This window comes from Pontibacter sp. LHS2 (genome assembly GCF_058932845.1).
Genome location: NZ_JBZYWG010000001.1, coordinates 1,607,094 through 1,632,092, shown reverse-complemented (window position 1 = coordinate 1,632,092; position 24,999 = coordinate 1,607,094). Strand labels below are relative to the sequence as shown.

Sequence of the window (24,999 nt, the reverse complement as noted above, 5' to 3'; positions counted from 1 at the left end):
TGTAGCGTTAAGATAACTAAAATATCTTAATATGTTGATGTCTTGATAAGTATAGGGAAAGGAGTTCTCTGTGAGTGATGCAGGTATAGCGTACTTTAAAAACAGTGACTATACATTGTTGAAAGCTTTTTACTGAATTATTCGTACAGGGTAAAAGCTGATGATCAGCCAGCTTTTGATCACTTGTACTTAGTTATACAACCGATATGAAACACTTCCTCACCTTTGTTCTCATGCTGCTGGTAGGGTATAGCAGTCAGGCCCAGAACACCACTATCCCAACTGCCGAAGCGCAGATCAAAACCGCCGTACTGGCTGCCCCGGCCGATATGCGAGAAGGGGCCACTGTGCTGGGCTATAATCAGAAAGGAGAGATGGTCACTTTGAGGAAAGGCACTAATGAACTGGTCTGTCTGGCAGACGACCCGAATCAGCCTGGCTTTTCGGTATCATGCTACCACCGCGACTTAGAGCCCTTCATGGCCCGTGGTCGAGAATTGCGCCGACAAGGTGTGAGTGCCAACGAAATTTTTGATATGCGTGAGAAAGAAGCCAAGAGCGGAAAGCTGAACATGCCAAAGCAGCCCACCACACTTTTTGTGTACAGTGCACCTGATGAGCAGGTAAATATGCGTGCCGGTGAGGTAGCCGACGGCTACCTGCGGTATGTGGTCTACATCCCGTGGGCCACATCCGAGAGCACCGGTCTGCCGCTTAAGCCTGACCAGGGTTCCGTGGCCATGCCTTGGATCATGCATCCCGGCACGCATGGCGCCCACATCATGATCAACCCGCCGCGCAACAAGGCAGGTCAGTAAGTAGCAGCGGTTAACCGCTAATTGATCTGGGTTAGCGTTTGTTAACCAGCTTATCAACGCTTTTCATCAAAATAAAGGCCATAATACCGCTAACGCCAATGATCTTGATCACCCGCTCTGGGTCAGGTATAGATTTGAATTTGGTGTTACCGTCTTTGATCTCTATGTAACCTACGGGTTTGATGGCCACACCGCCACCGCCGCCAGCTCCTTCCTCACCCGCTTTAGCGCCACTGCCGCCTCCAAAACCATATATGGCTTTGGCTGCAGGTATAACAGTTACGCCATCGCGCTCCACCGGTTCACCGTAAATTGTGCTGGCATTAGCTGAGATGCCCAGCCGCTGTGCCAGCCGCTCTATAAAACTATTATGGTCTTTCTTTGATGTCTCTTCCATCTGCTATCAGGTTATTGGTGATAAGTTACCGATCAGTAACTAAGCTGTACGTGCAGGAATCAATTCGTTGCAACATAGGTAGGGTAATGCCACGGATTTAAGGTGAGTGGCATCGAAATGAAGGTATAGGTATAAAAAAAACAGACCCGGAGCCATGCCCGGGTCTGTTTCTAAGTACAATGTTGGCTGGGCAATGCCAGTCCAATATTTATTTCTCTTGCAGTGCGGTAATTTCAGAAAGTAGGGAATAGGAATGAAGTCGCTTTTCCGGATCATAGATACCAGTGGAGATCATCAGTTCGTCCACCTGTGTCTCTTCCACGAAAGCCTCTAGTTCTTCCTGTACTGACTTTTTACTGCCCACAAAGCTGTAGCGCAGCATCTGTTTCACAGCATACTCCTCCTGCAGACTCCAACGGTCTTTCATGCTCTCCACTGGCGGTTGCATCGGCAAGGCCTTGCCTTGAATCACGTTCAGGAACGACTGGTAAAGGGAATTTGCCAAATGGTTGGCCTCCGCATCGGTATCAGCGGCTACCACATTCACACAGGCCATCGCATAAGGCTCCTGCAATTGCTCAGAAGGGCGGAAGCTATCGCGGTATACCTGGAGCGCGGCGTGCAGGGCAGCAGGGGCGAAGTGACTCGCAAAGGCATAAGGTAAGCCCATCATGCCGGCCAGCTGTGCCCCAAAAGTGCTCGAGCCCAGTATCCAAACTGGGATGTCCAGCCCTTCGCCGGGTATAGCCCTTACCTTGGCCGTGCTGTTGTCGGCACTCAGGTACTGCTTTAGCTCGGCTACGTTGTTCGGGAAATCCTCCACGTTGCCCTGCAGGTCGCGGCGCAGCGCATAGGCTGTGACCTGGTCGGTGCCGGGGGCGCGGCCCAGCCCCAGATCGATGCGGCCGGGGTAGAGACTCTCGAGCGTACCGAACTGCTCCGCGACTACCAACGGGGCATGGTTCGGTAGCATAATGCCACCCGAGCCCACACGCAGCGTGGAAGTACCGCCTGCAATGTAGCCGATCAGCACAACGGTAGCTGAACTGGCGATGCCGGGCATGTTATGGTGCTCAGCCAGCCAGTAGCGGGTATAGCCCAACTGCTCGACGTGACGGGCCAGCTCCAGACTGTGCTGAAAGGAGTCGTGGATGCTCTTGCCTGATCGGATCGGAACCAGATCAAGAACGGATAGTTTAATTTCGCTTAGCTTTTTGTCTGCCATCATGCTTGGATTATATGGTTAGCACACTCCGCCTACATCGCAGCTGTTGCCTTCGATGTCGAGCTTCTGGATAGTGGGCGCTACTTGCTTGAATACGTTTAGGAAAGTTTCTGCTGGCTGGGCACCGCTTACCAGGTACTGGTCGTTAATCACAAAAGCCGGTACACCAGTTATACCTGCGGCCTGCGCAAAGGCCTCCATCTGACGCACTTCCTGTTTGCCTTCTTCGCTCTCAAAAAAGTTTTCTAGTCGCTCAGCCGGTATACCTTGTGCTGTTCCTATTTCCTTCAATACTGCCGTGTCGTTCATCTGGCGGTTTTCAGTGAAATAAGCTTTGAAGAGCGCATTGGCTACCTCGTGCTGCACACCGTACTGCTCAGCCAGCCAGATCAGGCGATGACCGTTGAAGGTGTTATTCACCGTCATGCTGTCCGAGAAGTTAAACTTGATCCCTTCCTCAGCACCGGCCTCTGTCATGCGCTGGTCCATGGCCGGCACCTGCGACACGATCTGTTCACCATAGTTGCCCTTGAAGTACTCAAGTCTGCCCATACCAACCTGCGGGATGTTCGGGTTCAGTTCAAAGGCTTTAAAACTGATTTCAGCTTCGTATTGATCTCCGACCTGCTGCAGCGCTTTGTCGAGTCTACGCTCGCCCACGTAGCACCAGGGACAGTTGATATCGGAGAAGATGTCTATTTTAATTTTCTGCTTTGTCATAGTAATTCTTTAAATGCGTAAGCCGACAGCTGCCCGATAAAGGTAGCTGTCGGCTGTACTTGCTAATTCGAAGCTTATGCTTCCAGTACGAATTTTTCTTTCTGTCGTCTTACTTTAGGCAGTTTGGCCAGCCAGTCGTTGTCCACGTCTCGGTAGCCGAGCGGCATTAGTGTTACGCTGCGCAAGCCTTTTTTCGGCAGGTTCAGCAGTTTGTCTAATGCAGCTGCATCGAAGCCTTCCATTGGGGTGGCGTCAACCTGCTCAGCAGCGGCAGCAACCAGTCCCACACCAAAGGCGATGTAAGCCTGACGGGCAGCCCAGTTGAAATTCTGCTCTTGCGTGTTGCGCTCAGCTATACCTAACAGGGTGTTTTTGAAATCATTCAGCTGCTCGGCTGGCATGTTGCGCACCTCAGCTGTGTGCTGGATGTACTCTTCGATGTGGGCCGGGTTGATGTCGTCCCATGCTGCAAAAACCAGCAGGTGCGAGCTCTCTTGGATCTGTGGCTGATTCATGGCAACCGGTCTGATCTGCTTTTTCAGTTCCTCGTCCTCGATCACCAATACGGTATAAGGCTGCAGACCCATGGAAGAAGGAGCCAGACGGATGGCTTCCAGTATACGCTCTATTTTATCGGACGGCACACGCTGGCCGTTCATTCGCTTGGCGGCATAGCGCCATTTCAAAGATTCTAAGATATTCATGTCTATACAACAGTTAAAGGACCAGTAACGTTTCATTACTTAGTTACTTTTGGTAACTCAAAGGTATTTGTTAAATTTGTGCATGTCAAGCAGGTACATTCGCCACACTAAGTATCATGGAAGTAACTAACATTGAAAACCAGCAACTTACGATTCAGAAAAAGATCGATAAAGTTTTGTGCAGCAAGGAAGATATCGAAACCTGCTGCCCGATCAAGGATATTCTGGCCCGTTTCGGGGACAAGTGGTCCATCTATACCATCCTCACCCTTGGGAAAGAGGAGAAACTACGCTTCAACGAACTCAAAAACCAGATCAACGGTGTTTCGCAGCGCATGCTCACCGTAACGCTTCGCTCACTGGAAGAGGATGGGCTGGTTAGCCGACAGGTATACCCGGAAATCCCACCCCGGGTGGAGTACAGCCTGACGCCGCTGGGGCAGGGCTTGCTGCTGCAATTACTGCAGTTGGCTGATTGGGCCAAGCTGAACATTAACCAGATTCTGGAGGCTCGGGAAAGGTATGGGAAGAAGGAAAAACAAGCACAGCTAGCGTAGTGGCGAGTCGGTCAAAACCGACTGACTTTAAATTTGTTAGATGCCATACCTGCTAACATATATTTTCAGGTATATTTAAACCTTGATGAGGCTATTTCATCTAAGTTTAAATGGCATCTGCATGAAAACTTCAGCACGCGAACAAAAGCTGCAGCACCTCTATTGGCGGGCTGGCTTTGGTATACCTTTCAGACCTGATCAGGCTAGTCCCGGAATCAAACAAACTGTTCGCGACCTGTTTCGCCAGTCAGGCCCGGCAGTACCTCTTCAAGTAACGATTCCATATACAGAAATATCAGGGCAAACTGATACGCAGAATGCCGAAATGCGCCAACAGCGGCAGCGGGAAAGGCAGCAGGGCTTTGTACTGCTTAACAATACCTGGCTCCAGCAGATGGCCACCTCCGACGCCCAGTTGCGTGAAAAGATGACGCTCTTCTGGCATGGGCACTTTGCCTGCCGACTGCGGGAGCCCCGCATCGCCCTGCTACAGCACAACACCCTCCGTGCGCATGCCTTAGGCAAATTTCCGGACCTGCTGCTGGCCATTTCCAAAGATCCCGGTATGCTGCAGTTTCTCAATAACCAGCAAAATCGCAAACAACGCCCCAACGAAAACTTCGCCCGCGAACTGCTTGAGCTGTTCACGCTGGGCCGGGGGCATTATACTGAGCAGGACATCAAAGAAGCCGCCCGTGCCTTTACCGGCTGGTCCTACAATCCGCAAGGGGAATTTGTGTTCCGTGCGCGACAGCATGACCGGGGTAAAAAAACTTTTATGGGGAAGCAGGGGAATTTCAGCGGGGAAGAAATACTGCAGATTATTATAGAGAAACCGCGCACGGCCGAATTCCTAACCGAAAAGATCTACACCTTTTTTGTAAGTGATATACCTGATCCGGTACGCATCCAAAGCCTGAGCAGCTACTTCTACGAAACAGGCTATGATATATCGAAGCTGCTGGAGAAGATCTTCACGGCGAAGTGGTTTTACGGACCTGATGTGGTGGGGAGCAAAATCAAATCACCGATAGAACTACTGGCAGGTTTGCAGCGTCAGTTTAATATAAGTTATGCTGATGGCCGCAGTCCGCTGGTATTGCAGCGGGCGCTGGGGCAGGAGCTATTCAGGCCCCCGAACGTAAGTGGCTGGGCCGGCGGGCGCAACTGGATCGATAGCTCCACGCTCTCATTCCGGCTTCGAATAGGACCAGCACTGCTGCAGGATGCGGCATTGGAGGTCAACCTGAAACCTGACGACGACTCCGAACCGACCGCACCGCGAAGGCGTCGGCAGGATGGGATACGGGTTGTACGGGCCAAGGCCGATCTGAGCGGCTTGCATCAGCAATTGCAGAATGTAAAAGAAAGGGAGTTGATCGAGACGTTGGGTCAAAAACTGTTGCAGGTACCGCTACGACCGGAAACCGCCGCCTTGCTGGCGCAGCATGTGCCGGACGGAGCCAGCCATGCCGACAAGATCACTTTGCTGACGCTGCGGCTGCTTTCACTGCCTGAGTACCAGTTATGCTAGTTTTCCACCGCACACTTTAGGACTATGGCTTCTACTTCCAGAAGAGAATTTATTAAAATGTCGGCGCTGGCCTCGGGCATGCTGCTGGTACCCAATTTTTTGCATGGCCTTGACAGGGGAGGACTACCATTGCTGGCCAACTCCAATGGTAAAAGGCTGGTTGTGATACAGCTTAGCGGCGGTAACGACGGACTGAACACGGTAGTTCCGTATCAAAATGACCTGTATTACAAAGCGCGTCCCACCTTGGCTATACCTTCCCGTGAAGTGCTCACCCTGGACAAGGGCCTGGGGCTGAACCCGGCGATGGAAAAGATGCGCCTGCTTTACGACCAGGGCTACGTGTCTGTTCTTAACAGTGTGGGCTACCCCAACCCGGACCGCTCACACTTCCGCTCCATGGATATCTGGCACTCAGCCAGCGCCTCTGACGAGTACCTGAGCACAGGCTGGCTCGGACGCTACCTCGACAGCCTGTCGGGGCCGGGAGCCAATCATGCCGCCATTGAAGTAGACGACACGCTTAGTCTGGCGCTGAAAGGAGCGCAGTATACAGGTATAGCGGTGCAGGATGTGAAGCGCTTTTTCCAGGCTACCAACGACAATTTCCTGAAGCGGGCGGCACAGCTCCACGAGCAGGATCATGCCCATCATCAGGTAGATTATCTCTACAAAACGCTGATCGATACCCAGCAATCGGCTGGTTACCTGCAAGAGAAGACCAAGGTATACCGCAGCAAAAAAGACTATCCGAACGGGGAGTTTGCCCGCAACCTGAAGACCATTGCCGAGCTAATCTCGTCAGGTGTGGAGTCGCGTGTATACTATGCCTCGCTCACGGGTTTCGATACGCATGTGCGGCAGGTGGGGCAGCAGGCCAATTTGCTCCGGGAGCTTTCGGAAGGTGTTTACAGCTTTGTAGAAGACCTGAAACAGCAGCAGGAGTTTGACAATACCGTGATCATGGTGTTTTCGGAGTTTGGCAGACGCGTAGCCCAGAATGCCAGCAACGGAACAGACCACGGCACGGCTAACAATCTTTTTCTGATCGGCGGAAAGCTAAAGCAGGCGGGCATTTATAACGATGGTCCCAATCTGCAGGATCTTGACGAGGGCGACTTAAGGTATAGCATCGATTTCCGGAATATATATGCCACACTGCTGCAGAACTGGCTGAGCGGTAATGCCGCAGGTATCCTTGGCGATAAAACCCAAATCCTGTCGGGACTTGTATAAAATATAGACACAAAGAATCCCGCCGCTTAAGTACAAGCGGCGGGATTTTTTGTGCTGGGTAACTCTTTTAAGGATTAGCTCTTCCTAGACTCACATCAAAAGTAGCTATACCACGACCGGGCTTACCGGCATCGGATATACCTTCCATAATGGCGCGGTAGGTCGTGTTGCGGTCGGCTGCATAGAAGCTGACAGTCGCTTTGCCTTGCGCATCAGTTTGCACACCTGGATTCCAGTAGAGCGTGGTACGCAGGTCAGGCTCGCGGCTGGCAGGTGTTTTGCCATCGTATTGCGGACTGTAGAACTCTCGCACCTTGCTGTAGCCCTGTGCGCGGTGTATGATGATGTACTTGCCGGGTTCCACTTCCTGCATCGCCTCGCCACCCTGACATGTATACAGTGCAATCACACCACCCGAGGCACGTCCACCGTACAGACTGGCACTGGCAGCGTCTTTCAGGATTTCGATGTGGCTGATATCAAACTGGTTGAGCTGCGAAGTAATGCCCTCTTCGACAGGCATGCCATCGATCAGGTATAGCGGAGAAGTTCTGCTACCCCGGATACGCGCCCGGAAGTCGTTAGGACCGGTGCGGTATACCTGTACACCGGCCACACGTCCCTGCAAGGACTCTATGATATTGCCGGAAGGAGCCATGGGCAAGTCTCTTGCGTTGATGACCACATCCGCTTTTCGATGCAGTTTAAAGGGCTCTACCATATCAGCCTGGCCCTGTATCTTTACATCCTTCAGCAAGATGCCTTTCAAAGTGAACCCACTGTTGATTTCATCGGCCGCGGCCATTTCTACTTTACCAGCTGTGAGCAGGTCAGGGCTGGCACTTGCCACGAGTTCTTCACTTCGTGGAGCAGGTATAGCCGATAGCTTCGGCAGGTAATCCTGCTCGTCGATCTGCACTTGCAAATGCTTTCTACGACCGCGATTATCTGTGCCCTGCACCACCATGTCTACGGCGCCGGTATAGTCAAATCCCTCGAAAGCGAATCGGCCGTCTTTATCAGTTTCTGTCGTGATAAAAGCAAGGTGCTGCCCTTTCAGGTATAGCAGCGCTTCACCGCCTTTCACGGGTTTACCCCTGTCAGTGAGCAAAGTGCCCCGCACAGCAAGGTCTGTTTCAGGGCTATACTTTAACTCCGGAAATTCACCCTTGGCCAGCTGTTGCCAACCAAAACGGCGCCAGCCCTGCGTCATCAGCAGGTAGGAGAGGGCCTCCTGGTGGGCCACGTCGTTACTTTCAAAATAGTAGCCCGGATTCTGCACGTAGCCGCGGAGGTCGGAGGTGAGCAGGAGGTAGGCATTGATGTTAAGCCCTTGCAAGTCCGGTGTTACCAGTTCGTCGTCGGTGATGGCCAGTGAAAAGTCTGTAGACACCGGTTTGCCCTGCTTGTCGCGGGCCAGTACCTGCATGGTCACACGCTCACGTCCGCTGTAGGTCTTCTTGTCGGTTGTCAGGCTGATGTCCAGGTTGTCTTGATTATCAATGAACACGAGTCGCTCGGCCAAGGGCTCACCCGATGCAGTGGCCAGATTGAAGCGTGCTATACCTGTCGGGAAGTCCGCTTTGGCAATCTGCTTGCTAAAATTCTGTCCTGCCTGCACATTGAGCTGCTCCGCATACTGCACCGCATCGCGGCTTATACCTGTCAGCACCAGCGACTGCCGGCCGGAGGCATTCCCTGCAACCTGCACCTGTAGCTGATCCGGATTGGCCGTTTCGTTTACGCTCAGCACATAGCCTGTCGCTTTGGCTTCAGGCAAGGTATACTCGGCTTTTCTGCCATCCTCGAATGTAACGCGGGCGATGTAGCGCTGACCCTGCTGCGGCTGCAAAGCAAAAGCCCCCATACCTAAGTGTGTGTCTTTGAAGTCAAGTAGTTTTCGATTCTGCGCATCATATACGGCACCGGTTACGGCTATACCTGTTCCGTCGGGTTTGCTGGCTTTAAAGGCTACACGGCTTTGCAATCCCTGCACCAGATCACCACCTTCGGGAAAGAACTGCAGGTCGATTTTCTGAGCCGTTTTATCCTGCTTTTCTGTCAACGGCTTTTCGCCAATAATGCTGATCTCTTTCCGAAAAAAGCTCTCTTCCCCGAAATTGCGCATCCATTGGGTATAAGCAGTCAGCGTATACTGACCTACTGGTAGGTTAGCCGGCAGAACGATGTCGCCGTTAGCCTTGCCATTCTCAGTTTTCAGTTTCAGGCGCTCTACGACTTCGTCATTGGCATTGAGCAGGTCCACGTAAAGCACACGGCTCTTCGTAGTCGGCTGCAGACTGGCAGCATCTACCACATAGCCTTTGAGCCAGATCTGTTGGCCCGGCGTATAACGCGGCTTATCCAGGTGCAGGTATACCTTCTCAGGAGAATACTGCGTGCGCCAGTTGGCGAGGTGGCTCTCCAGCGTCTGGAGCAGGCCTGTCTGTGGGCTGACGAATGCCAGCGACACAAATGCCAGCAGCAGTGCCGGCACCAGGAAAGCCCATTTTTTAGTTATTTTATATCTGATCATATCGTCCTCTTTTTCTAAAACATCTCTTCTTTATCAACAAAAACGAGTGCAATAATCATTCCTTAAAATCACAAACGTGTATCTCTTTTCGGGATAGAAAATTGTGGCGATTTATGCTGCTAGAGTAGCAAGGAATCAATGCGGTTGGCCTGTACCATGTTCTCGCAATCAGACCAGCTGAAGATGGTAAACCTGCCATCCTGTGAGGCAACCAGTGCAATGGCGTCCCGCTGGTCGTGCACGAACTGGGCGGCTGACAAATGCCTGGTGCCACCGCTCAGAGCAGGCTGGTCGATCATGGCTTCGCCTCCGATCACCGGTTCTGTCAGGATCAGCTTGTCTACGGGCATGCTGCCTTGTTTACGGGTTATTTTGGCACCGAAAGCATACAATTCATACTTGTCGCTGATAATGGTGGCACCATCCACGGCTGTGAGCCCAGCTAGGGCTTCTATGGCTCTTCTTAGCTCGTCCTGCCATCCGGAGTTGTCATTATCTTTTTCTCCTTTTCGCTTCATCAAATCAGTCAGTTCAGAATAGGCGGGGCCCACGGCATAGCGCATCGGGTGTCGGATGGAAGTGCGCCAGGTATCGGAACCAGCAGGGACCACCAGCAGGATGCCCCCTTTTTTGTGGGAGCGCATCGACACGGCCAGCTGCACCAGCACATTGAGTGACTTATTCCAGACGCTCAGGGAGCTGAAGCCTAGGAGGGAAGTCAGCACATCAGGACAATTGGGTAAATGGGAGCTTTCTTCGTTCACGATCTTTACCTGATCGCCCATCAGCACCGCCACGTTCACAAACTTGCCAAAGCCATCCTGTCGGCGGTGCTTAATCACCAGCAAGCCGGGCTCCGGCACATCCAGTACAAAGCAAAAGTTAGGGATACTGCGGGTGGTACCCCAGATATGCAGGTAGTCTCCTTCGTACCACACGCCCAGGTGGATACCCGGCCGTTCCACACCAGGGCCGATCTTGGTCAGCACGGCAGGTGATAAGGTCAGGTGATGCTCAAACAAGAGCGGCTGCTCAGTCTGCTCGGGCGGTAGGAAGGCAAGTGATATTCTAGGAGATTGACCTTCTTCACGGCGCAGGCTCGCCCAGAAAGCGGCGTCGATCATGGTCTCGATGATGCGGGCAGGCGGTATGGTGGCCAGGTTGTTTCCGTTTAGTTTTTTTGCTGCTTCGATTTGGTTGGTGAAATGGTCTTCCGCAATTTGTGCCACTTCGCGTGCGGCCTTGTATGTCGATTTGCCAATCATGTCTGTTTTTGCTTTATAGGTATAGTTGGTTGCCTATATTATTTTATACGGGGCTAAGTCCAAAAACCGATAGATTCCTTCAAAAGCAAGGATTGACATGATCAGGTATAGCCATAAAAAAAGCACAGCCACTGCAGAAAGTCTGCAGCGGCTGTGCTGAAATAGATCAGGTAAATTACCTGTGAAATTATACCTTAGTCAAGTCCACCTTTGCGGGTTGAAGGTCTTGGCTGTGGCCAGCTCATTTGCTCGCCAGTACGCGGGTTAACCGGCATCACACTGCGCTCACGCGATACCATCTCTGGCTCTTCGCTGGCCATGTAAGCCAGAATTGCCGTCAGGATGACGTTGCTGCGCACATCGTCGAACACGATCTTGTCGTAGGTGTCGCGGTTGGTGTGCCAGGTATAGTTGCCATAAGACCAGCTCAGGGAGCTCAGCATGAAGGCTGGCACATCGTGCGGAATGAATGAAGCGTGGTCAGAACCACCGCCACCCGGGAAGCCAGGGTATGAGGTCTGGATATCTTTGGTGATGTCACGCGGCACGGCGTTCAGCCAGCGGGTCATGTAGTCATAAGCGTGCAGGAAGCCCTGACCGGAAATGTTAGCCACACGGCCAGTACCGTTATCCTGGTTGAAAACAGCCTGTGTGTTCTTCACAATTTCGGGATGATCTTCTACGAAAGCACGTGAACCGTTCAAACCCTGCTCTTCACTACCCCAGTGACCTACCAGGATCGTACGCTTAGGATTCGGGTATACCTGCTTCAGAATACGCATCACTTCCATCATCAGGATCGTGCCCGTGCCGTTGTCAGTAGCACCGGTACCGCCATCCCAGGAGTCAAAGTGAGCTGACAGGATCACGTACTCGTCTGGTTTCTCAGAGCCTTTGATCTCAGCGATTGTGTTGAAAGTAGGAACCGGCTTCTTGGCGTGCTTCGACTCAGCTACTACCTTGATGCGTGGCTTGCTACCGTTCTCCGCTAAGCGGTACAGCATGCCGTAGTCCTCCAAAGCGATATCTACGGTAGGGATTTTCTTGGTATAAGCACTGAAGATCTTGTTCACGCCGAAACCTTGTGACCAGTTTGACATCACAATACCGGCAGCACCGGCGTTCTCCAGCGCAACAGGAAGCGTACGGGCGTTTTTGCCTGTAGCAGCGATGCGCTTGCGGTAGGCTTCGTTCTGCTCGTCACGCTCTTTTTTCATTTTCTCAAAAGACTCCTCCGTCGCAAACTCTTTCCAGTTGTACTCTGGGCGGCCACTTGGCTGGTTCATCGAGATCATCACCATTTTGCCTTTTACGCTCGGCAACCAGCGCTGGAAAGCAACGGAGTCGGCGAACTCAGGCATGGTGATCACTTCAGCCGTCACCCCTTTAGATGGGGTAGCCGGGCTCCAGGCCAGCTGCATGCCTTCAAGTGATTTTACACGTGGGTGTACCATGTCGATATGGGTAATGCCACGCTCCCAGCCACGCCATTCGCCGTAGTTTTCGATGCGTGCGTCGATGCCCCAACCCTTGTACTTGTTCACGGCCCAGTCGGCGGCCTCTTTCATCTGCGGTGTACCTACCAAACGTGGTCCAACGCCGTCCATCAACTCATGGCCCAGCTTCTCCAGCTGTGAGTTCTCAGTGGCCATCTTGATGATGTTCTGTATTACAGGATCCTGCTTTTGTTGTGACTGTGCCTGCTGCTGTTGCGGTCGCTGTGCTAGCGTTGCGCTGCTCACACCGCCCGATAGCATCAAAGCCAAGGCCAGAATGCGAATAGGGTGTTTCTTCATGGTTAATTTAAGGTATGGATTGTTTGTATGATATGTTAAGGTATATCCGTTAAATATAGTAAATATATGCTATCGCTATCGAAACCGCTCAATAGACTCCTCGTGACGACTTTGGTTTAAAGTACCAATGAAATTTCGCAGGTATAACACAGGTTTTATCCCAGTTCAAAGCTTTCAACTTCTGATACACTCCCCGGCACGAACTCCTGCAGTCTTATATTCCCGATCCGCACGCGCACCAGTCGCAATGTCGGAAAGCCCACAGCAGCAGTCATTTTGCGAACCTGTCGGTTCTTTCCTTCAGAGATCGTGATCGACACCCAGCTGGTCGGGCCGTGGCGGTCGTCACGGATGCGGCGGCTGCGTTCCGGGAAATCCGGTGCGGCCTCGAGCCGGAAAGCGGTGCAGGGGCGTGTGCCGTACTGTTCGCCGTAAAGCCCGATGGACACCCCTCCCTGCATCTGGGCGATGGCTTCGTCGGTGATCAGGCCGTCTACTTGCGCATAGTACTCCTTTTCGACATGCTTACTGCGTACCTGTTCGCTCATTTTGCCGTCAGTGGTGAGCAGCAGCAAACCCTCGCTGGCCTCATCCAGCCGCCCGATGGCCATGGTGCCGGCCGGGAAGTCGTGCAGGTCGCCGAGTAGTTTCTTCTTTTTCTTGTCGGTCACGAACTGGCTGATGTAGCCGTAGGGTTTGTGCAAAATGAAATGCCGGTGCTGCATGTATGCGAAAGTAAAAAATCAGGTATAGATCGTCCCGCAAATTAGACAAAATGCCTGATTTTATCGGCGAGCCCTGTAAAGTATGGAGCCTCGCCACCGTAATAGGACAATGAAAAGATGTGTTCGGGCACAATTGGTGCAGGGGGGCAATTCCTGCTGTTTATTCAGCCTGAACTCTCGTCAGCCCCAGGTGCAGGTTCCGCGTATAGAAGATAGAAAAAGGCTGGGAGCGAGGAGTATAACAGGTGAAAATGAGAATCAACCAGCTGTTCCAGGCCCCATCTGCTTCATCAATACTTGATAACATCAATTTATTTTGCTTCATTACATAGTAATTGAGCTTTAAACTTTATAAATACGAAAGTGATTTTTTGGACATTCTTAATAGCTGCTCTACTGGGTTATATTGTGGGACATTACGTTGTGCCGAACCGGAAATTACGCCAAGCCCTGCTGGATGTTCGCAAGCAATGTGCCGCAGCGCTGGAAGAGGGTAATAAAGGCGTTTATAAAACGATTGTAAACGATAACGGCCAGTCGTCGGAACTGGTAGTGGAAGTGCGCGAACTGGCTGTGACTAAGACCGGTCAGGTGAAAGTAGAGTATGTGAGTGCGCAGTACCGGAATCCTGATTTTAGAACAAAAAAGGGAGAAGCCTTGCTGAATGAAGTGCGTGACTTACTGGGTGAGTACCTGCCGCTTAACGATATTGAGTGGTACGAAACCACCGACCGCCACGAGAATATCAAAAAGTACTTAAACTCTTTAGACCTAATCAATCACAACCTTTTTAGGTAATAAAACAAGATGGAAAAAACAGAGAAAACAGAGATTACGATCGCAGAGAATCAAGAAAAAATAAGGGAAAAAGCTTTGGCGATTTCCAAGTCCATCGATCCGGGTAACCCGGAAAGTCTGAGCAACTTTGGTGTGGAAACGCAGCGCAAACTGGGCCATTACTCCAACGAACTGCTCACCAAAGTAAAAGCCAAGGATTCAGGCGAGGCAGGTGATGCCATCAACGAACTGCTCAACCAGATCAACATGATCAAGATCGATGAGCAGGAGAAGGGCGGGTTCTTCTCACGCCTGCCTTTCGTGAAAAAGTTTTCAGATAAGTCGAAGCAGATCGCTTCGCAGTACAACTCCGTGTCGGCCAATGTAGACGATGTAGTCGTGAAACTGGAGCGTACCCGGCAGAGCATCATGAAGGACTCCACCAGTCTGGAAGTCATGTTCAACCAGGCAGTGGAGTACATCCACGAGATACGCTCTGTGATCGCAGCCGGAAAGATGAAGATCGAAGAGATCGAAACCGACATCATACCGAAGCTGCAGGACGAGGTGGAAAACAGCGGACAGGACGAACTGGCGGTGCAGCGCCTGAGCGATATGATCGCCTTTAAAGAGCGTCTGGAGAAGAAGGTACACGACTTCACTTTGTCGCATACCATCGCTACGCAGTCGATGCCGCAGATCCGTATGATCCAGACCACGAACGATGTGCTGGCTCAGAAGATCCAGAATTCCATTGTGACGGTTATACCTGTATGGCGTCAGCAGGTGGCCATTGCGCTTGGCTTAGAGAAGCAGCGAAAGGCCCTCGAGATACAGAAAAAGGTGACCGATACGACAAACGAAATGCTCCGCAAGAACTCCGAGCTTCTGAAGAAAAACGTTGTGATCGCAGCGCAGGAAAACGAGCGCGGCATTGTGGATGTGGAGACGCTGAAGAAGGTGAACAAAGACATGGTAGAAACACTCGATCAGGTGATCAAGATATCAGAAGAGGGCAGCAAGAAACGGGCAGAAGCCGTAAAAGAACTGGCACAGGTTCAGGAAGAACTTAACAGCAAGATCATCGGCACTTTTGGCAAGTCCAAACAGATTGAAATCGAATAATGATTTACAAAGGGGATAAGAAAGAAGAAGAACTAGCCGTCCGGCACCGCATCCTGAGCGACGAGCAGGAGGCGGTGCTGGACCTTTATATCCAGCATATCGACAACCTTTTCGAAGAGATGAAACTCTCTGAGAAACTACAGGTCGAAATCGAAACCCAGCACCTCAAACGCATCCTGTCTAAATGATCCGATTTTTTCGTTCTTTTTTCGGGCTGGAACAGGAATCGACCCGCACGGTCATAGACCATCCCGGTGCTGCTGATGCCCGTGCGATGCAGTATATCCGTGCTTCTAACGCCAGGCTCAATGCGCTGCACAGGTTGTACGAGCGCTATCAGCACACCCCGCACGCAGAGAAGGTGCTGGCCGTTTTCGAAAAAACAAAGCTAGTACACAACTACCTGGTTACCCGCAAGCGCATACAGGAGCTAGAGCTGTTTCATGTGCAGAACACAGAGCACTTTATCAATACCTTCACGACGGTGATCAATGTGCACGAGCGACATATCAAAGACAGCTACGTGCCGGAGCGTGAAAAGCCAAAGCCATTGCCTCAGGTACAGAAGCCGCGTCCGCAGGGGCAGTCTCAACCGCGACCGGCGACTCCGCCGCGGCAGGAGAACCCAGGTCAGCCTTTCGAGTCAAAGGTAGAGCAGGTACTCAAGCGCATCGAATCCGAAACGATCAAGGGCATCTATACTGCGCAGAAAGTTACGGAGATGGTGAAGCGAGTGGCCAATCAGGCGCCTATGACGCCTCCGGATGTCATGCAGGCCAAGGTGCCAACGTTGGGTGTCCCCATCATTGCCATCGATACTTTCTCCCGCGTGTTCTATGCACCCGAGTTGGAAGGCGGTGCCACCATATCACGTGAGATTTCCTTTACTTCTTCGGATGCTGACAAGGATGTTTTCCTGCAGCATGTTGCTGGTAAGTTAGCGGTTGAAAAGGGGGAGTTGAGTTATATCGGTAATACGATGCTCGCTATACCTGATACCAAAGGGCCAAGCCCCGCCCGGCATGTACCAATTGTGCACTGGCGGGGGTTTCCGTACGCCGTGAGCTTAATGGATTATCGGTTGTTTCCGGTAAGAATGCATCGGAAGAGTTTTTAAAGTTAGTTTTAGAATTTACTAGTGAAGAGCCTCTGCGTGATCAGGGGCTTTTTTATTGATTTTATCACTGGCTTTCAGGGTATGATACTGTCGTAATATGGCGCGAGCTTCCTCGCTCGTGACGGATATGGTGGGGCCTCTGGCCCAGGTATAGGTATAGCTGCGGCTGTAGCAGCTATAACAAAAGATGTTGTTTAATAGCTTCGCCTGTGCGGCGGGCAAGTGGTATTATAGCTGCGGCTGTTGCAGGTATAGCAACTTGCCTTATTTCACAGCTTCGCCTGTGCGGCGGACACCTACTTTTTTCCTTGATGAAAAAATCGAGGGCCCCTACCCCCAGTAAGCAAAAAAATCAAGACGCTCCAAATCGAGGGCCCCTACCCCCACTCGCTGAACGCTCTTGACAGGGGGACCCCTTCACCCCCAACAGTGGAGCGCCAAAGGGTGCACCTGGCACATTTATCTGTTCCATAGTTTCCGTGCAAGTTAGTCTTGCTATACCTGTCAGTGGTCACTTAATATAGCGCTTATACCTGCAGATTGGTAGTGGCAGCTAAGTCCCCCTTGGAAGGGGGCAGGGGGATGACAATCATTAATGAGATTCCCCTATGGGGGTAGGGGGCCTCTACGAAGAGAGGGGCAGGTGTGTGTTAATCGTGCACGGGAATCATCGCTGCAACGGCTACACCTGGTGCGTAGTGCAGCCAAAATCCCCGCCTTAGCTTAGGGGTCGTAGGACCGGTAACTGCAACATAACCTACCGAGCTATACCTGTAATCTTAATCAACTACACTTGCATTGCTCACATTCCTGCTTCGTTTCAAATCCTTTCAAGGTGCACCCGCTATACCTGATTTCCTCGCATTTATTTTTGTCTTCGTTGTAAAACCATCTGTTGAATGCTGCAAGGCAGAGTTCATCGGTTGGTGGCCGTTCAGTGCAGGCAGCAATGGTGGTTTCACAGTCTTTTTCACAGGAAGTCAATCCGAGCACCGCTGCGAAAAGGATTGGGATACGGAGCGCCTTGGTTTTCATGTTGCAGTTTTGTTAAAAGCTATACCTGCATTAAGATAGGAGATGGTTGATCGACTTTGCAAACCAGCGGCAGAAATTCTTCGAGCCTGAATTTCTGCCGCCGTTACTTAAGAGCTACACGAAAGCATCGAGCATCCTGCTTTCTGGGAAGCCCATTCGGGTCGCGTCTGGAAGAACTCGTCAAACTTATCGGAATACGGTTCTCTGATAGCCTCCTGTAGCTTCACAAACAGGGTGTCATCCCCTTTCTCCAATCCTTCAATCGCCTGGTGCAGCAGGTAGTTGCGCAACACAAAACGTGGGTTTGCTTTTCGCATCATTTCCTGTGAATCCGACCGCTTGATCTTGTTCGTGTTTAGCCGCTCTAGGTAGTTGCTGATCAAGGTATAGAGCGCTGTTTTATGCTCCGCTGTCAGGTCATCATACAGTGCCTGCCTGAAGTGATCTGCTACATCTTCTTCACGCTCTACCGAAAGCGGAAGATCAATCAACAACTGATAGAAGATGGTCATGTCAGGCTGTATCGTTGACAGGGTTTTCTCAAAATGACTGATCAAATCACGGTCTAATGGAGATACCTGGTCTAACCCGAGTTTGCGGCCCATCATGGCATAGTATGCCGACCAATATACATCCTTAAATGACTCCAGTGTGGCTACCAACTTATCTTTATCAGTTAGCGGCAGTAGAGCGCCAGCCAAAGCGCCCAGGTTCCAGTAGCCGATAGAGGGCTGTTTCCCGAAGGCATAGCGTCTGCCCGGCAGATCGGTCGTGTTCGGGGTGAAGTTCGGGTCATAATTGTCCACGAACGAATAAGGGCCATAGTCGATGGTCAGGCCGAGGATGGACATGTTGTCGGTGTTCATCACGCCGTGTACAAAGCCCACCCGCATCCACTCCACCATCAGGCGGGCAGTACGTTCCACGATCTCTTTGAACCAGTCTATTACTTTGTCTTCACCCGTGATATGTGGGTAATAGCGGGAGATGGTCCAGTCGACGAGCTGACGCAGGTTATCGACTTCCTTGCGGGCGTTGAGCATCTCGAAGTTGCCGAAGCGCAGGAAACTCGGAGCAACCCGCATCACGATCGCACCGGGCTCGTAGGCCGCATTGCCATTGTAGAACATGTCTCGCAGAACAGGCTCACCGGTACTCACCAGGCTCAGGGCACGAGTAGTAGGCACACCTAAATAATGCATGGCTTCACTCATCAGATACTCGCGAACCGAGGAGCGCAGCACGGCTCGTCCATCAGCACGGCGGGAATAGGGCGTGAGTCCTGCGCCTTTCAGCTGCAGCTCCCAGGTTTTACCATCAGGCGCTTCCCATTCACCGAGCGTAATGGCCCGGCCATCGCCCAACTGACCGGCCCAGTTGCCAAACTGATGTCCGGCATAGCAGGCTGCGTAAGGGTACATGGTGTCTGTTACCTGATTACCACCCAATATATCGATGTCTTGCTGCTCGGTGGGCCTGGCTATACCTAGCTCTCTGGCAAGCGCATCGGACCAGGCCAGGAGAGTCACTTTTTCTACCGGAGTAGGTCTTGCTTTGCTGTAGAGTACGCCCGGTGTCTGGCGAGGCGTTAGCGTGCCACTGTCATCACCAGCAAAAGCGTCTACAAATTCTTTTTTATAAATTTTTGAGCTCAGTTGCTCCATCTTATTCAGTTTTAGGTATAAGGAAGCTGACCATGGCATTTCTGTAAAGCTTTTGTCAGCCTTTTGATTTCTCTTTAACAAGATTTGTGCAAGATTAGTTAAATTTAGCAGACTTATCCCGTTTAGTACGTAATCAGGGACAGGCTTTACATCGCCAAACATTACCGAACAGACTTACAGCTTTTATGTCAATCACTATATTCAGCCAGGGCAGAAACACGAGCCGCTGGGAAAGTGCCCTGAAGGAACGCCGTCCGGGCTTAGAAGTACATGTTTATCCGGATACAGGTCCGGCAGAGGAAGTTGAGTTTGCCCTGGCCTGGAACCACCAGCCCGGTGCTTTCACAGCATTTCCAAACCTAAAATGCATCGCCTCTACGGGTGCCGGAGTAGACCATATTTTGCGTGATCCGGATTTACCGCAAGGTGTTCAGATCACCCGCATCGTAGACGAAGACCTGACGCAGGACATGGCTACTTTTGTGATCTCACAGGTACTCAATCATGTGCGCGGATTACAGAAGTATAAAGAGGCACAGCAAAGCCATACCTGGAAACAGCACAGCTATAAGCGAACCGCCGACGTGGTGATTGGAGTGATGGGCATGGGCGTACTCGGTACCCATACGGCACAGCAGTTGAGCAAACTCGGTTTTAAAGTGCACGGCTGGTCCCGCTCTCCCAAACTGATGGAAGGGGTAGGGACTTATGCCGGTTCAGAGGAACTGCCTGCTTTTCTGGAGAGTGCCAACATCCTGATCTGCCTGCTACCCTTAACCAAGCAAACGGCCGATATTTTAAACAAAGACACATTCAGCAAGCTTCCTAAAGGGGCTTATGTCATCAATGTAGCCCGCGGCGAACACGTGGTTGATGACGATCTGATCGAAATGCTCGACAAGGGGCATCTTTCGGGAGCCAGTTTAGATGTATTCCGGGAAGAGCCGTTGCCAGAGGAGCATCCATTCTGGTCGCATCCGGCAATAACGGTGACGCCACACGTCGCCAGTGTTACTAATCCGGCCTCTGCTGTGTCACAGATTCTGGAAAACTATGACCGGATGCGCCACGGCGAGCCACTAATCAATGTAGTATCAAAAGCTAAAGGATATTAAATGAACCCATTTCACTACGCCTTCAAGGTAAAGGACATTGAATCGACGCGCCAGTTTTATGTTGGCATACTAGGATGCAAAGAAGGTCGCAGCACAGAGCATTGGATCGACTTCGATTTTTTTGGTCACCAGCTGTCAGCCCACGTGAGTGCCAACATACCTGAGCCCGACTATTGCGGACAAGTGGCTGGTATCAGTGTGCCGGTGCCGCACTTTGGTTGCCTGCTCAGCTACGAACAGTTCGATCAGGTGCGCGAGCGACTGAAGCAGCATGCTATACCTTTTGTGGTGGAACCTTACACCCGCTACGAAGGGCAGGTAGGGGAGCAGCGTACCATGTTTATCCTCGACCATAGCAAAAACCCGCTTGAGTTTAAGGCTTTTAAGAATCCGGAGGAGGTATTTGCTTCCTGATAGATCGCCAACGGCTTTAAAAGCAAAGGCCAGCTTGTATCGGTTACAAGCTGGCCTTTTTGTTTTTTCAGGTATGGCTATACCTGATCTTCGTGCAGGTTAGGCCGCCTGACAGCGTAGATCAGCTCATCATGGTATTTTCCATTCTTATAAAAGGTCTTCTCAAGCTTTGCTTCCAACACAAAGCCGGCTTTCTCTAGTGCTCGCTGCGAACCGATGTTGTAGCCAAATGGACGTGCGAAGATGCGGGTGATCTCCCAGTTCGTGAAGCCGTAATTTATCATCTGGCGGATAGCCTCCGTGATGATGCCTTTGCCCCAGTGTGGTTCTGCCAGCCAATAACCCATCTCGGCATTTTTACGGTAAATGTCGTGCTGCAAGTGTATACCTATACCTCCTGCGGCTTCGCCTTCTACCTCGATTGCCAGGATATGGGGCGGCTTTCCCTGCGTTGCCATCTCTAAAAAAGATACGCCTTTCTCGTAGGTATAGGGATGTGGAAATACATCCGCCATGTTCCGGGCTATGTTGAAATTGTCAGCATATTTGATCAGACTGTCGAGGTCCTCCATGGTCCAGGGACGCAGTTTGAAATTCATCATATACCTGCTTTAAGTATCACTTCCTGTGTAATGTTATTTTAAATGCTGACTTAAGAAATCAACGGTACGCTGCCAGGCGAGTTCGGCCGCAGCTTTGTCGTATCGGGGTGTGGTGTCGTTGTGGAAGCCGTGGTTGGTACCTGGATAGAAGTGAGCGGTGTATACCTTATCGTGCTTCTTTAAAGCTTCTTCATAAGCCGGCCAGCCTTCGTTCACGCGGGTGTCATGTTCGGCGTAGTGCAGGAGAAGGGGAGCCTTGATTCTCGGAACATCCTCTACAGGTGCCTGGCCTCCATAGAAAGACACGGCTGCTGCCAGATCAGGTATACGCACCGCCATCATGTTCGCGATCCAGCCACCAAAGCAAAAGCCTACCACACCAGCTTTGCCATTGCAGTTTTTATGAGTCTTCAGGTATTCATGCGCTGCTATAAAATCCTCGAGCATTTCGTTGCGGTCCCGCTGGCTCTGCAGAGTACGGCCTTCATCATCCGTGCCGGGATAGCCTCCCAACGGCGTGAGGGCATCCGGGGCGAGTGAGATAAACCCAGCCAGTGCGGCTCTTCGGGCCACATCCTCGATATGCGGATTCAGGCCCCGGTTTTCGTGCACGACCACCACACCACCCAGCCTGCTCTTCGCATCAGCCGGCATCGACAAAAGCGCCTTTATCGGACCCCCGCCTTTCGGGGATTGGTAAGTAATGTATTCTGATATGATGCGCGGATCATCTGCCGCGAGCTGAACTTTGTTTTTGTAGTCCGGCATCAGAAAACTCGCAAGCGAAGCCACCGTGAGGCCACCCACCGCATAGATCGAAAGTTTCTGCATGAAATCCCGACGGTTGATGCGGTCATGCGCATAATCGTCGTACAGGTCAAACACTTCCTGCTTGATGTCTTCTTTTTTGATCTCTTCCATATGGGCTTTCTGTTTTGCTATAAACTGATCTGAGCGTCAGAGGCAAAGTACTATTTTTACTGACTTTTGCGAAGCGCTAAGATAATCATTAAGGTAAGGAAACAGAATGGAAAAGAGGTCGCTCCAGACCTGTAATATTTTGATTCTGCTAAAGATTGTAACGAGCTCGTACAGCTGATGCACTCAGGCTTTATAAGTATACTCTTTAAGAAGAGAGAGGCAATTCCTTTTTCTTGAGATCGTCTATAATGCAGTCGACCGCCGCTGTGAATGTAGGGCAGACATGCTTATCGGGAATCAGTTGCGGGATTAACCCGCCCTTCCGCATTATTTGCTCTGGCTGTTCCAGAAGTCCCGTTATAAACACTTTGATCCCTCTTTCCTGCATGGTCATCAGCGTTTCCTGTAGAGAGTATAAACCTGTCTGGTCAATAAACGGCACTTCCTCCATTCGGTAAATGGCATGGCTGACATCCACAACGCCTTCCGCCATTTTTTGTAATCCCGACGCAAAACCAAAAAACAAAGGACCCTCAATATGCTTTACCAAAACAGTTCCTTCTAGCTCAGCAGGCAGGTTCTTGTTCTGCCAGTGTTGTCCGTTGTCGTATGTGTCCAGTGGTTCCACGAGGGTACGTGCCCCAATTGAATCACTCATCTTTTTCATAAAGAAAAGCGCCGCCATCACCATTCCTACACCTACAGCGGTGAGCAGGTCGAGAAAAACAGTTACCAGCAATACCACAATCATAATAGCGGCATCAGTGCGCGGCACCACTCGGATATGTCTGATTCCACGTGTATCAAGGATACCCAGCCCAACTGTAATGAGCAAGCCTGCCAGCACTGCCTTTGGGATCAAAGCCGCGTAAGCACCTACAGCCAAAAGAATAATCGCTAGGGTGGCAGAGTGAATAATGCCCGACCATCTTGACGTTCCTCCTGATCTGATATTGACGAGTGTACGCATGGTGGCGCCTGCACCAGGCAAACCGCCAAAAATACCTGCAACCGAGTTGCCTATACCTTGCCCGATCAATTCCCTGTTGCTATCATGGCGCGTTTTGGTAATGTTGTCGGCCACTACCGAAGTAAGCAGGGAATCGATGGCACCAAGTGCAGCCAGTGTAATGGCCACGCGAACTATTTGCCCATAGAAAGCCGCGTCAACTGAAAAGAGGCTGGCAAGTTGTATCTCGGGAAGCCCGGAAGGAATGGTGCCGATCACTTCAACGTCTTTTTGGAGCACGACTGACAAAATAGTCACACCAATGAGTGCCACCAGTGTACCCGGGACGGTTTTCGAAATACGAGGAAAAAGGTAAACGATCACCACAGTGAGCGCTGCATAGAGCAGTGCCCAGACATTGATGTTTGAAATGGCAGGCCCGATCTGTCGAACCACGTCAATGGTTGTAGGTGGTGACGGCTGGCCTATGGCTGGAAAAAGCTGAAGGAGGATAATAATTACACCAATGCCGCTCATGAAGCCTGATATAACCGGGTAAGGTATAAAGCGGATCAGAGCGCCAAGCCGTATGACGCCCATGAGCGCCTGTATAATACCGGCAAGCAGGAAAGTGGCGACAATAGCCCCGGCTACGATTTCAAGACTTCCTCCTATTTGGATAAACCCTGCAATGGCAGCTGTTGCTACCACTGTCATAGGACCTGTGGGACCGCTGATCTGGGTAAAGGTCCCACCTAGGACTGCCGAGATCAACCCCAAAATGATAGCGCCGTAAAGACCAGCCGCAGCGCCCAAACCTGACTGGAGTCCAAAGGCCAGTGCAAGCGGCAAGGCCACAATACCGGCGGTAAGCCCTCCGAAAATGTCACCTTTAGTAAATGTAAATCCTTTCATCGTTTCGTTGTATAGATTAGCGGGAGAATCACGTGGGTTAATGCGCAGCAGCAAGAGCGATACATACATTTCCCGGGAATACACAACTATCAGGGCTCTACGCTGTGGTTGTACTCATTATATGACCAGCCCCGAACCGTTGCAAGTCAGTATTACTGATGTATATCATAAAAGTTGTATATAATGAATCTATAACCGATACCTGAGCAAGGTATAGAACTGTTCGCGGTATTTCCGAAAGGCGTAAGTAGACAGGAAGGCAGCGGCAGATCCGAGCAGCATGGAGCCGAGTACATCGCTGGGGTAGTGCACGCCCAAGGCCAGTCTGGAGTAAGCGACGAGCAAGGCCCAGGTCAGTATAAGGCCGCGCAGAACGGGACTGCGGAACATCAGCACAAGTACAACAGCAGCCGTAAAGGCAAAAGCCGTGTGCCCGGAAGGGAAGGAGGGACTGCTGGCCTCCGCAATCTGCTCAATTGAGTCGTGGGTGATAAAGGGGCGGGGTCGATCAACAGTATACTTCAGCAGACCAATAAACAGAACATTCAGCCCCATGGCGAACACATACTGATAGGCTTTCAACTTGAGCGAAACAATCCTCCTGAAATGTCCTGTCAGGTATAGGCAAAGCGGTACCATGGTACCAAGTCCATAGGCGGTAACGGTCAGGGTAAGCAGCATGAAGTCCAGATCTGTTGCACGGCTGCCATTTAGCAGTTCTAGTGTGGCCAGGTCCAGGTTGGCGAAGGTTTCAAAAAAGGTAGTAGTAACTATGAGCAGTAGCGCCAGATTCGGAAGCAGAAACATGGGTAAGCTTTAATATTTTCAAGTACTGCTACCTATACGAGGCTT

24 protein-coding genes are annotated in these 24,999 nt (G+C 51.3%); 10 read left to right on the top strand and 14 right to left on the bottom strand.

Annotated features, from left to right (window positions below):
• Positions 1–206 precede the first annotated feature (206 nt).
• Entirely contained in the window at positions 207–818 is a 612-nt protein-coding gene (locus AC5FX6_RS07145) for a hypothetical protein (protein WP_493596337.1), read from the top strand.
• Positions 819–849: 31 nt separating this feature from the next.
• Here AC5FX6_RS07145 and AC5FX6_RS07140 read toward each other — a convergent pair whose 3' ends face one another.
• The 4 genes from AC5FX6_RS07140 to AC5FX6_RS07125 all read right to left on the bottom strand — a co-directional run bounded on the left by AC5FX6_RS07140 (position 850) and on the right by AC5FX6_RS07125 (position 3,864).
• Entirely contained in the window at positions 850–1,215 is a 366-nt protein-coding gene (locus tag AC5FX6_RS07140; protein ID WP_493596336.1) for a spore germination protein GerW family protein, read from the bottom strand.
• A gap of 208 nt (positions 1,216–1,423) precedes the next feature.
• Complete coding sequence (locus AC5FX6_RS07135; RefSeq protein WP_493596649.1) at positions 1,424–2,440, bottom strand: LLM class flavin-dependent oxidoreductase; 1,017 nt, start codon at positions 2,438–2,440, stop codon at positions 1,424–1,426.
• A gap of 18 nt (positions 2,441–2,458) precedes the next feature.
• Positions 2,459–3,160 (bottom strand): DsbA family oxidoreductase, encoded by a 702-nt coding sequence (locus tag AC5FX6_RS07130; protein WP_493596335.1) that lies wholly within the window; start codon positions 3,158–3,160, stop codon positions 2,459–2,461.
• A gap of 74 nt (positions 3,161–3,234) precedes the next feature.
• On the bottom strand, positions 3,235–3,864 hold the full coding sequence (locus AC5FX6_RS07125; RefSeq protein ID WP_493596334.1) for a nitroreductase family protein: 630 nt from the start codon (positions 3,862–3,864) through the stop codon (positions 3,235–3,237).
• Between the two features lie 116 nt (positions 3,865–3,980).
• On the opposite strand from AC5FX6_RS07125, the gene AC5FX6_RS07120 reads away from it, so the two are divergent.
• The 3 genes from AC5FX6_RS07120 to AC5FX6_RS07110 all read left to right on the top strand — a co-directional run bounded on the left by AC5FX6_RS07120 (position 3,981) and on the right by AC5FX6_RS07110 (position 7,191).
• Positions 3,981–4,421: a winged helix-turn-helix transcriptional regulator gene (locus AC5FX6_RS07120; RefSeq protein WP_493596333.1), complete on the top strand. Its 441-nt coding sequence runs from the start codon at positions 3,981–3,983 to the stop codon at positions 4,419–4,421.
• A 121-nt stretch (positions 4,422–4,542) separates the two neighbouring features.
• Positions 4,543–5,955: a DUF1800 domain-containing protein gene (locus AC5FX6_RS07115; RefSeq protein WP_493596332.1), complete on the top strand. Its 1,413-nt coding sequence runs from the start codon at positions 4,543–4,545 to the stop codon at positions 5,953–5,955.
• Between the two features lie 24 nt (positions 5,956–5,979).
• Positions 5,980–7,191: a DUF1501 domain-containing protein gene (locus AC5FX6_RS07110; protein WP_493596331.1), complete on the top strand. Its 1,212-nt coding sequence runs from the start codon at positions 5,980–5,982 to the stop codon at positions 7,189–7,191.
• 67 nt (positions 7,192–7,258) lie between these two features.
• Here AC5FX6_RS07110 and AC5FX6_RS07105 read toward each other — a convergent pair whose 3' ends face one another.
• The 4 genes from AC5FX6_RS07105 to AC5FX6_RS07090 form a co-directional block, all read right to left on the bottom strand.
• Positions 7,259–9,727, bottom strand: coding sequence for a TonB-dependent receptor plug domain-containing protein (locus AC5FX6_RS07105; protein WP_493596330.1), 2,469 nt, complete (start codon positions 9,725–9,727; stop codon positions 7,259–7,261).
• A 119-nt stretch (positions 9,728–9,846) separates the two neighbouring features.
• Positions 9,847–10,992 carry a putative sensor domain DACNV-containing protein gene (locus tag AC5FX6_RS07100; RefSeq protein WP_493596329.1) on the bottom strand — a complete coding sequence of 382 codons (1,146 nt, stop codon included), beginning with the start codon at positions 10,990–10,992 and terminating at the stop codon, positions 9,847–9,849.
• A gap of 194 nt (positions 10,993–11,186) precedes the next feature.
• Entirely contained in the window at positions 11,187–12,788 is a 1,602-nt protein-coding gene (locus AC5FX6_RS07095; protein ID WP_493596328.1) for a M20/M25/M40 family metallo-hydrolase, read from the bottom strand.
• A gap of 155 nt (positions 12,789–12,943) precedes the next feature.
• Positions 12,944–13,513 (bottom strand): pseudouridine synthase, encoded by a 570-nt coding sequence (locus AC5FX6_RS07090; RefSeq protein ID WP_493596327.1) that lies wholly within the window; start codon positions 13,511–13,513, stop codon positions 12,944–12,946.
• Positions 13,514–13,921: 408 nt separating this feature from the next.
• Here AC5FX6_RS07090 and AC5FX6_RS07085 point away from each other — a divergent pair, with 408 nt between their 5' ends.
• Genes AC5FX6_RS07085 through AC5FX6_RS07070 form a run of 4 tightly spaced genes read left to right on the top strand, consistent with a single transcriptional unit; the run spans position 13,922 to position 16,532 of the window.
• Positions 13,922–14,311: a hypothetical protein gene (locus AC5FX6_RS07085; RefSeq protein ID WP_493596326.1), complete on the top strand. Its 390-nt coding sequence runs from the start codon at positions 13,922–13,924 to the stop codon at positions 14,309–14,311.
• Between the two features lie 9 nt (positions 14,312–14,320).
• Positions 14,321–15,415 (top strand): toxic anion resistance protein, encoded by a 1,095-nt coding sequence (locus AC5FX6_RS07080; protein WP_493596325.1) that lies wholly within the window; start codon positions 14,321–14,323, stop codon positions 15,413–15,415.
• Complete coding sequence (locus AC5FX6_RS07075) at positions 15,415–15,603, top strand: hypothetical protein (RefSeq protein WP_493596324.1); 189 nt, start codon at positions 15,415–15,417, stop codon at positions 15,601–15,603. The genes AC5FX6_RS07080 and AC5FX6_RS07075 overlap by 1 nt, the downstream gene beginning before the upstream one ends.
• The gene (locus AC5FX6_RS07070) at positions 15,600–16,532 is read left to right on the top strand and encodes a hypothetical protein (RefSeq protein ID WP_493596323.1); all 933 of its coding nucleotides are present in this window, start codon (positions 15,600–15,602) and stop codon (positions 16,530–16,532) included. Before AC5FX6_RS07075 ends, AC5FX6_RS07070 begins: the two co-directional genes overlap by 4 nt.
• A 783-nt stretch (positions 16,533–17,315) precedes the next feature.
• Here the strand turns inward: AC5FX6_RS07070 and AC5FX6_RS07065 are convergent.
• Positions 17,316–17,567: a BPTI/Kunitz domain-containing protein gene (locus AC5FX6_RS07065; protein WP_493596322.1), complete on the bottom strand. Its 252-nt coding sequence runs from the start codon at positions 17,565–17,567 to the stop codon at positions 17,316–17,318.
• 107 nt (positions 17,568–17,674) lie between these two features.
• Positions 17,675–19,231, bottom strand: coding sequence for a protein adenylyltransferase SelO (locus AC5FX6_RS07060; RefSeq protein WP_493596321.1), 1,557 nt, complete (start codon positions 19,229–19,231; stop codon positions 17,675–17,677).
• A 185-nt stretch (positions 19,232–19,416) separates the two neighbouring features.
• On the opposite strand from AC5FX6_RS07060, the gene AC5FX6_RS07055 reads away from it, so the two are divergent.
• Together AC5FX6_RS07055 and AC5FX6_RS07050 are read left to right on the top strand one after the other, a co-directional pair.
• A complete protein-coding gene (locus AC5FX6_RS07055; RefSeq protein WP_493596320.1) occupies positions 19,417–20,346 on the top strand; it encodes a 2-hydroxyacid dehydrogenase in 930 nt (309 codons plus the stop codon).
• A complete protein-coding gene (locus tag AC5FX6_RS07050; RefSeq protein WP_493596319.1) occupies positions 20,347–20,760 on the top strand; it encodes a VOC family protein in 414 nt (137 codons plus the stop codon).
• 77 nt (positions 20,761–20,837) lie between these two features.
• Here the strand turns inward: AC5FX6_RS07050 and AC5FX6_RS07045 are convergent, their stop codons facing one another.
• The 4 genes from AC5FX6_RS07045 to AC5FX6_RS07030 form a co-directional block, all read right to left on the bottom strand.
• Positions 20,838–21,362 (bottom strand): GNAT family N-acetyltransferase, encoded by a 525-nt coding sequence (locus tag AC5FX6_RS07045; protein ID WP_493596318.1) that lies wholly within the window; start codon positions 21,360–21,362, stop codon positions 20,838–20,840.
• A gap of 33 nt (positions 21,363–21,395) precedes the next feature.
• The gene (locus AC5FX6_RS07040; RefSeq protein WP_493596317.1) at positions 21,396–22,283 is read right to left on the bottom strand and encodes a dienelactone hydrolase family protein; all 888 of its coding nucleotides are present in this window, start codon (positions 22,281–22,283) and stop codon (positions 21,396–21,398) included.
• Positions 22,284–22,488: 205 nt separating this feature from the next.
• On the bottom strand, positions 22,489–24,216 hold the full coding sequence (locus AC5FX6_RS07035; RefSeq protein WP_493596316.1) for a SulP family inorganic anion transporter: 1,728 nt from the start codon (positions 24,214–24,216) through the stop codon (positions 22,489–22,491).
• Positions 24,217–24,336: 120 nt separating this feature from the next.
• Positions 24,337–24,954, bottom strand: coding sequence for a phosphatase PAP2 family protein (locus AC5FX6_RS07030; RefSeq protein WP_493596315.1), 618 nt, complete (start codon positions 24,952–24,954; stop codon positions 24,337–24,339).
• Between the last annotated feature and the right edge of the window lie 45 nt (positions 24,955–24,999).

Bases quoted from the DNA above. Each gene is read 5' to 3' on its own strand.
- AC5FX6_RS07145 (WP_493596337.1), top strand. From the start codon at position 207: ATGAAACACTTCCTCACCTTTGTTCTCATGCTGCTGGTAGGGTATAGC.
- AC5FX6_RS07140 (WP_493596336.1), bottom strand. From the start codon at position 1,215: ATGGAAGAGACATCAAAGAAAGACCATAATAGTTTTATAGAGCGGCTG.
- AC5FX6_RS07135 (WP_493596649.1), bottom strand. From the start codon at position 2,440: ATGGCAGACAAAAAGCTAAGCGAAATTAAACTATCCGTTCTTGATCTG.
- AC5FX6_RS07130 (WP_493596335.1), bottom strand. From the start codon at position 3,160: ATGACAAAGCAGAAAATTAAAATAGACATCTTCTCCGATATCAACTGT.
- AC5FX6_RS07125 (WP_493596334.1), bottom strand. From the start codon at position 3,864: ATGAATATCTTAGAATCTTTGAAATGGCGCTATGCCGCCAAGCGAATG.
- AC5FX6_RS07120 (WP_493596333.1), top strand. From the start codon at position 3,981: ATGGAAGTAACTAACATTGAAAACCAGCAACTTACGATTCAGAAAAAG.
- AC5FX6_RS07115 (WP_493596332.1), top strand. From the start codon at position 4,543: ATGAAAACTTCAGCACGCGAACAAAAGCTGCAGCACCTCTATTGGCGG.
- AC5FX6_RS07110 (WP_493596331.1), top strand. From the start codon at position 5,980: ATGGCTTCTACTTCCAGAAGAGAATTTATTAAAATGTCGGCGCTGGCC.
- AC5FX6_RS07105 (WP_493596330.1), bottom strand. From the start codon at position 9,727: ATGATCAGATATAAAATAACTAAAAAATGGGCTTTCCTGGTGCCGGCA.
- AC5FX6_RS07100 (WP_493596329.1), bottom strand. From the start codon at position 10,992: ATGATTGGCAAATCGACATACAAGGCCGCACGCGAAGTGGCACAAATT.
- AC5FX6_RS07095 (WP_493596328.1), bottom strand. From the start codon at position 12,788: ATGAAGAAACACCCTATTCGCATTCTGGCCTTGGCTTTGATGCTATCG.
- AC5FX6_RS07090 (WP_493596327.1), bottom strand. From the start codon at position 13,513: ATGCAGCACCGGCATTTCATTTTGCACAAACCCTACGGCTACATCAGC.
- AC5FX6_RS07080 (WP_493596325.1), top strand. From the start codon at position 14,321: ATGGAAAAAACAGAGAAAACAGAGATTACGATCGCAGAGAATCAAGAA.
- AC5FX6_RS07075 (WP_493596324.1), top strand. From the start codon at position 15,415: ATGATTTACAAAGGGGATAAGAAAGAAGAAGAACTAGCCGTCCGGCAC.
- AC5FX6_RS07070 (WP_493596323.1), top strand. From the start codon at position 15,600: ATGATCCGATTTTTTCGTTCTTTTTTCGGGCTGGAACAGGAATCGACC.
- AC5FX6_RS07065 (WP_493596322.1), bottom strand. From the start codon at position 17,567: ATGAAAACCAAGGCGCTCCGTATCCCAATCCTTTTCGCAGCGGTGCTC.
- AC5FX6_RS07060 (WP_493596321.1), bottom strand. From the start codon at position 19,231: ATGGAGCAACTGAGCTCAAAAATTTATAAAAAAGAATTTGTAGACGCT.
- AC5FX6_RS07055 (WP_493596320.1), top strand. From the start codon at position 19,417: ATGTCAATCACTATATTCAGCCAGGGCAGAAACACGAGCCGCTGGGAA.
- AC5FX6_RS07050 (WP_493596319.1), top strand. From the start codon at position 20,347: ATGAACCCATTTCACTACGCCTTCAAGGTAAAGGACATTGAATCGACG.
- AC5FX6_RS07045 (WP_493596318.1), bottom strand. From the start codon at position 21,362: ATGATGAATTTCAAACTGCGTCCCTGGACCATGGAGGACCTCGACAGT.
- AC5FX6_RS07040 (WP_493596317.1), bottom strand. From the start codon at position 22,283: ATGGAAGAGATCAAAAAAGAAGACATCAAGCAGGAAGTGTTTGACCTG.
- AC5FX6_RS07035 (WP_493596316.1), bottom strand. From the start codon at position 24,216: ATGTATGTATCGCTCTTGCTGCTGCGCATTAACCCACGTGATTCTCCC.
- AC5FX6_RS07030 (WP_493596315.1), bottom strand. From the start codon at position 24,954: ATGTTTCTGCTTCCGAATCTGGCGCTACTGCTCATAGTTACTACTACC.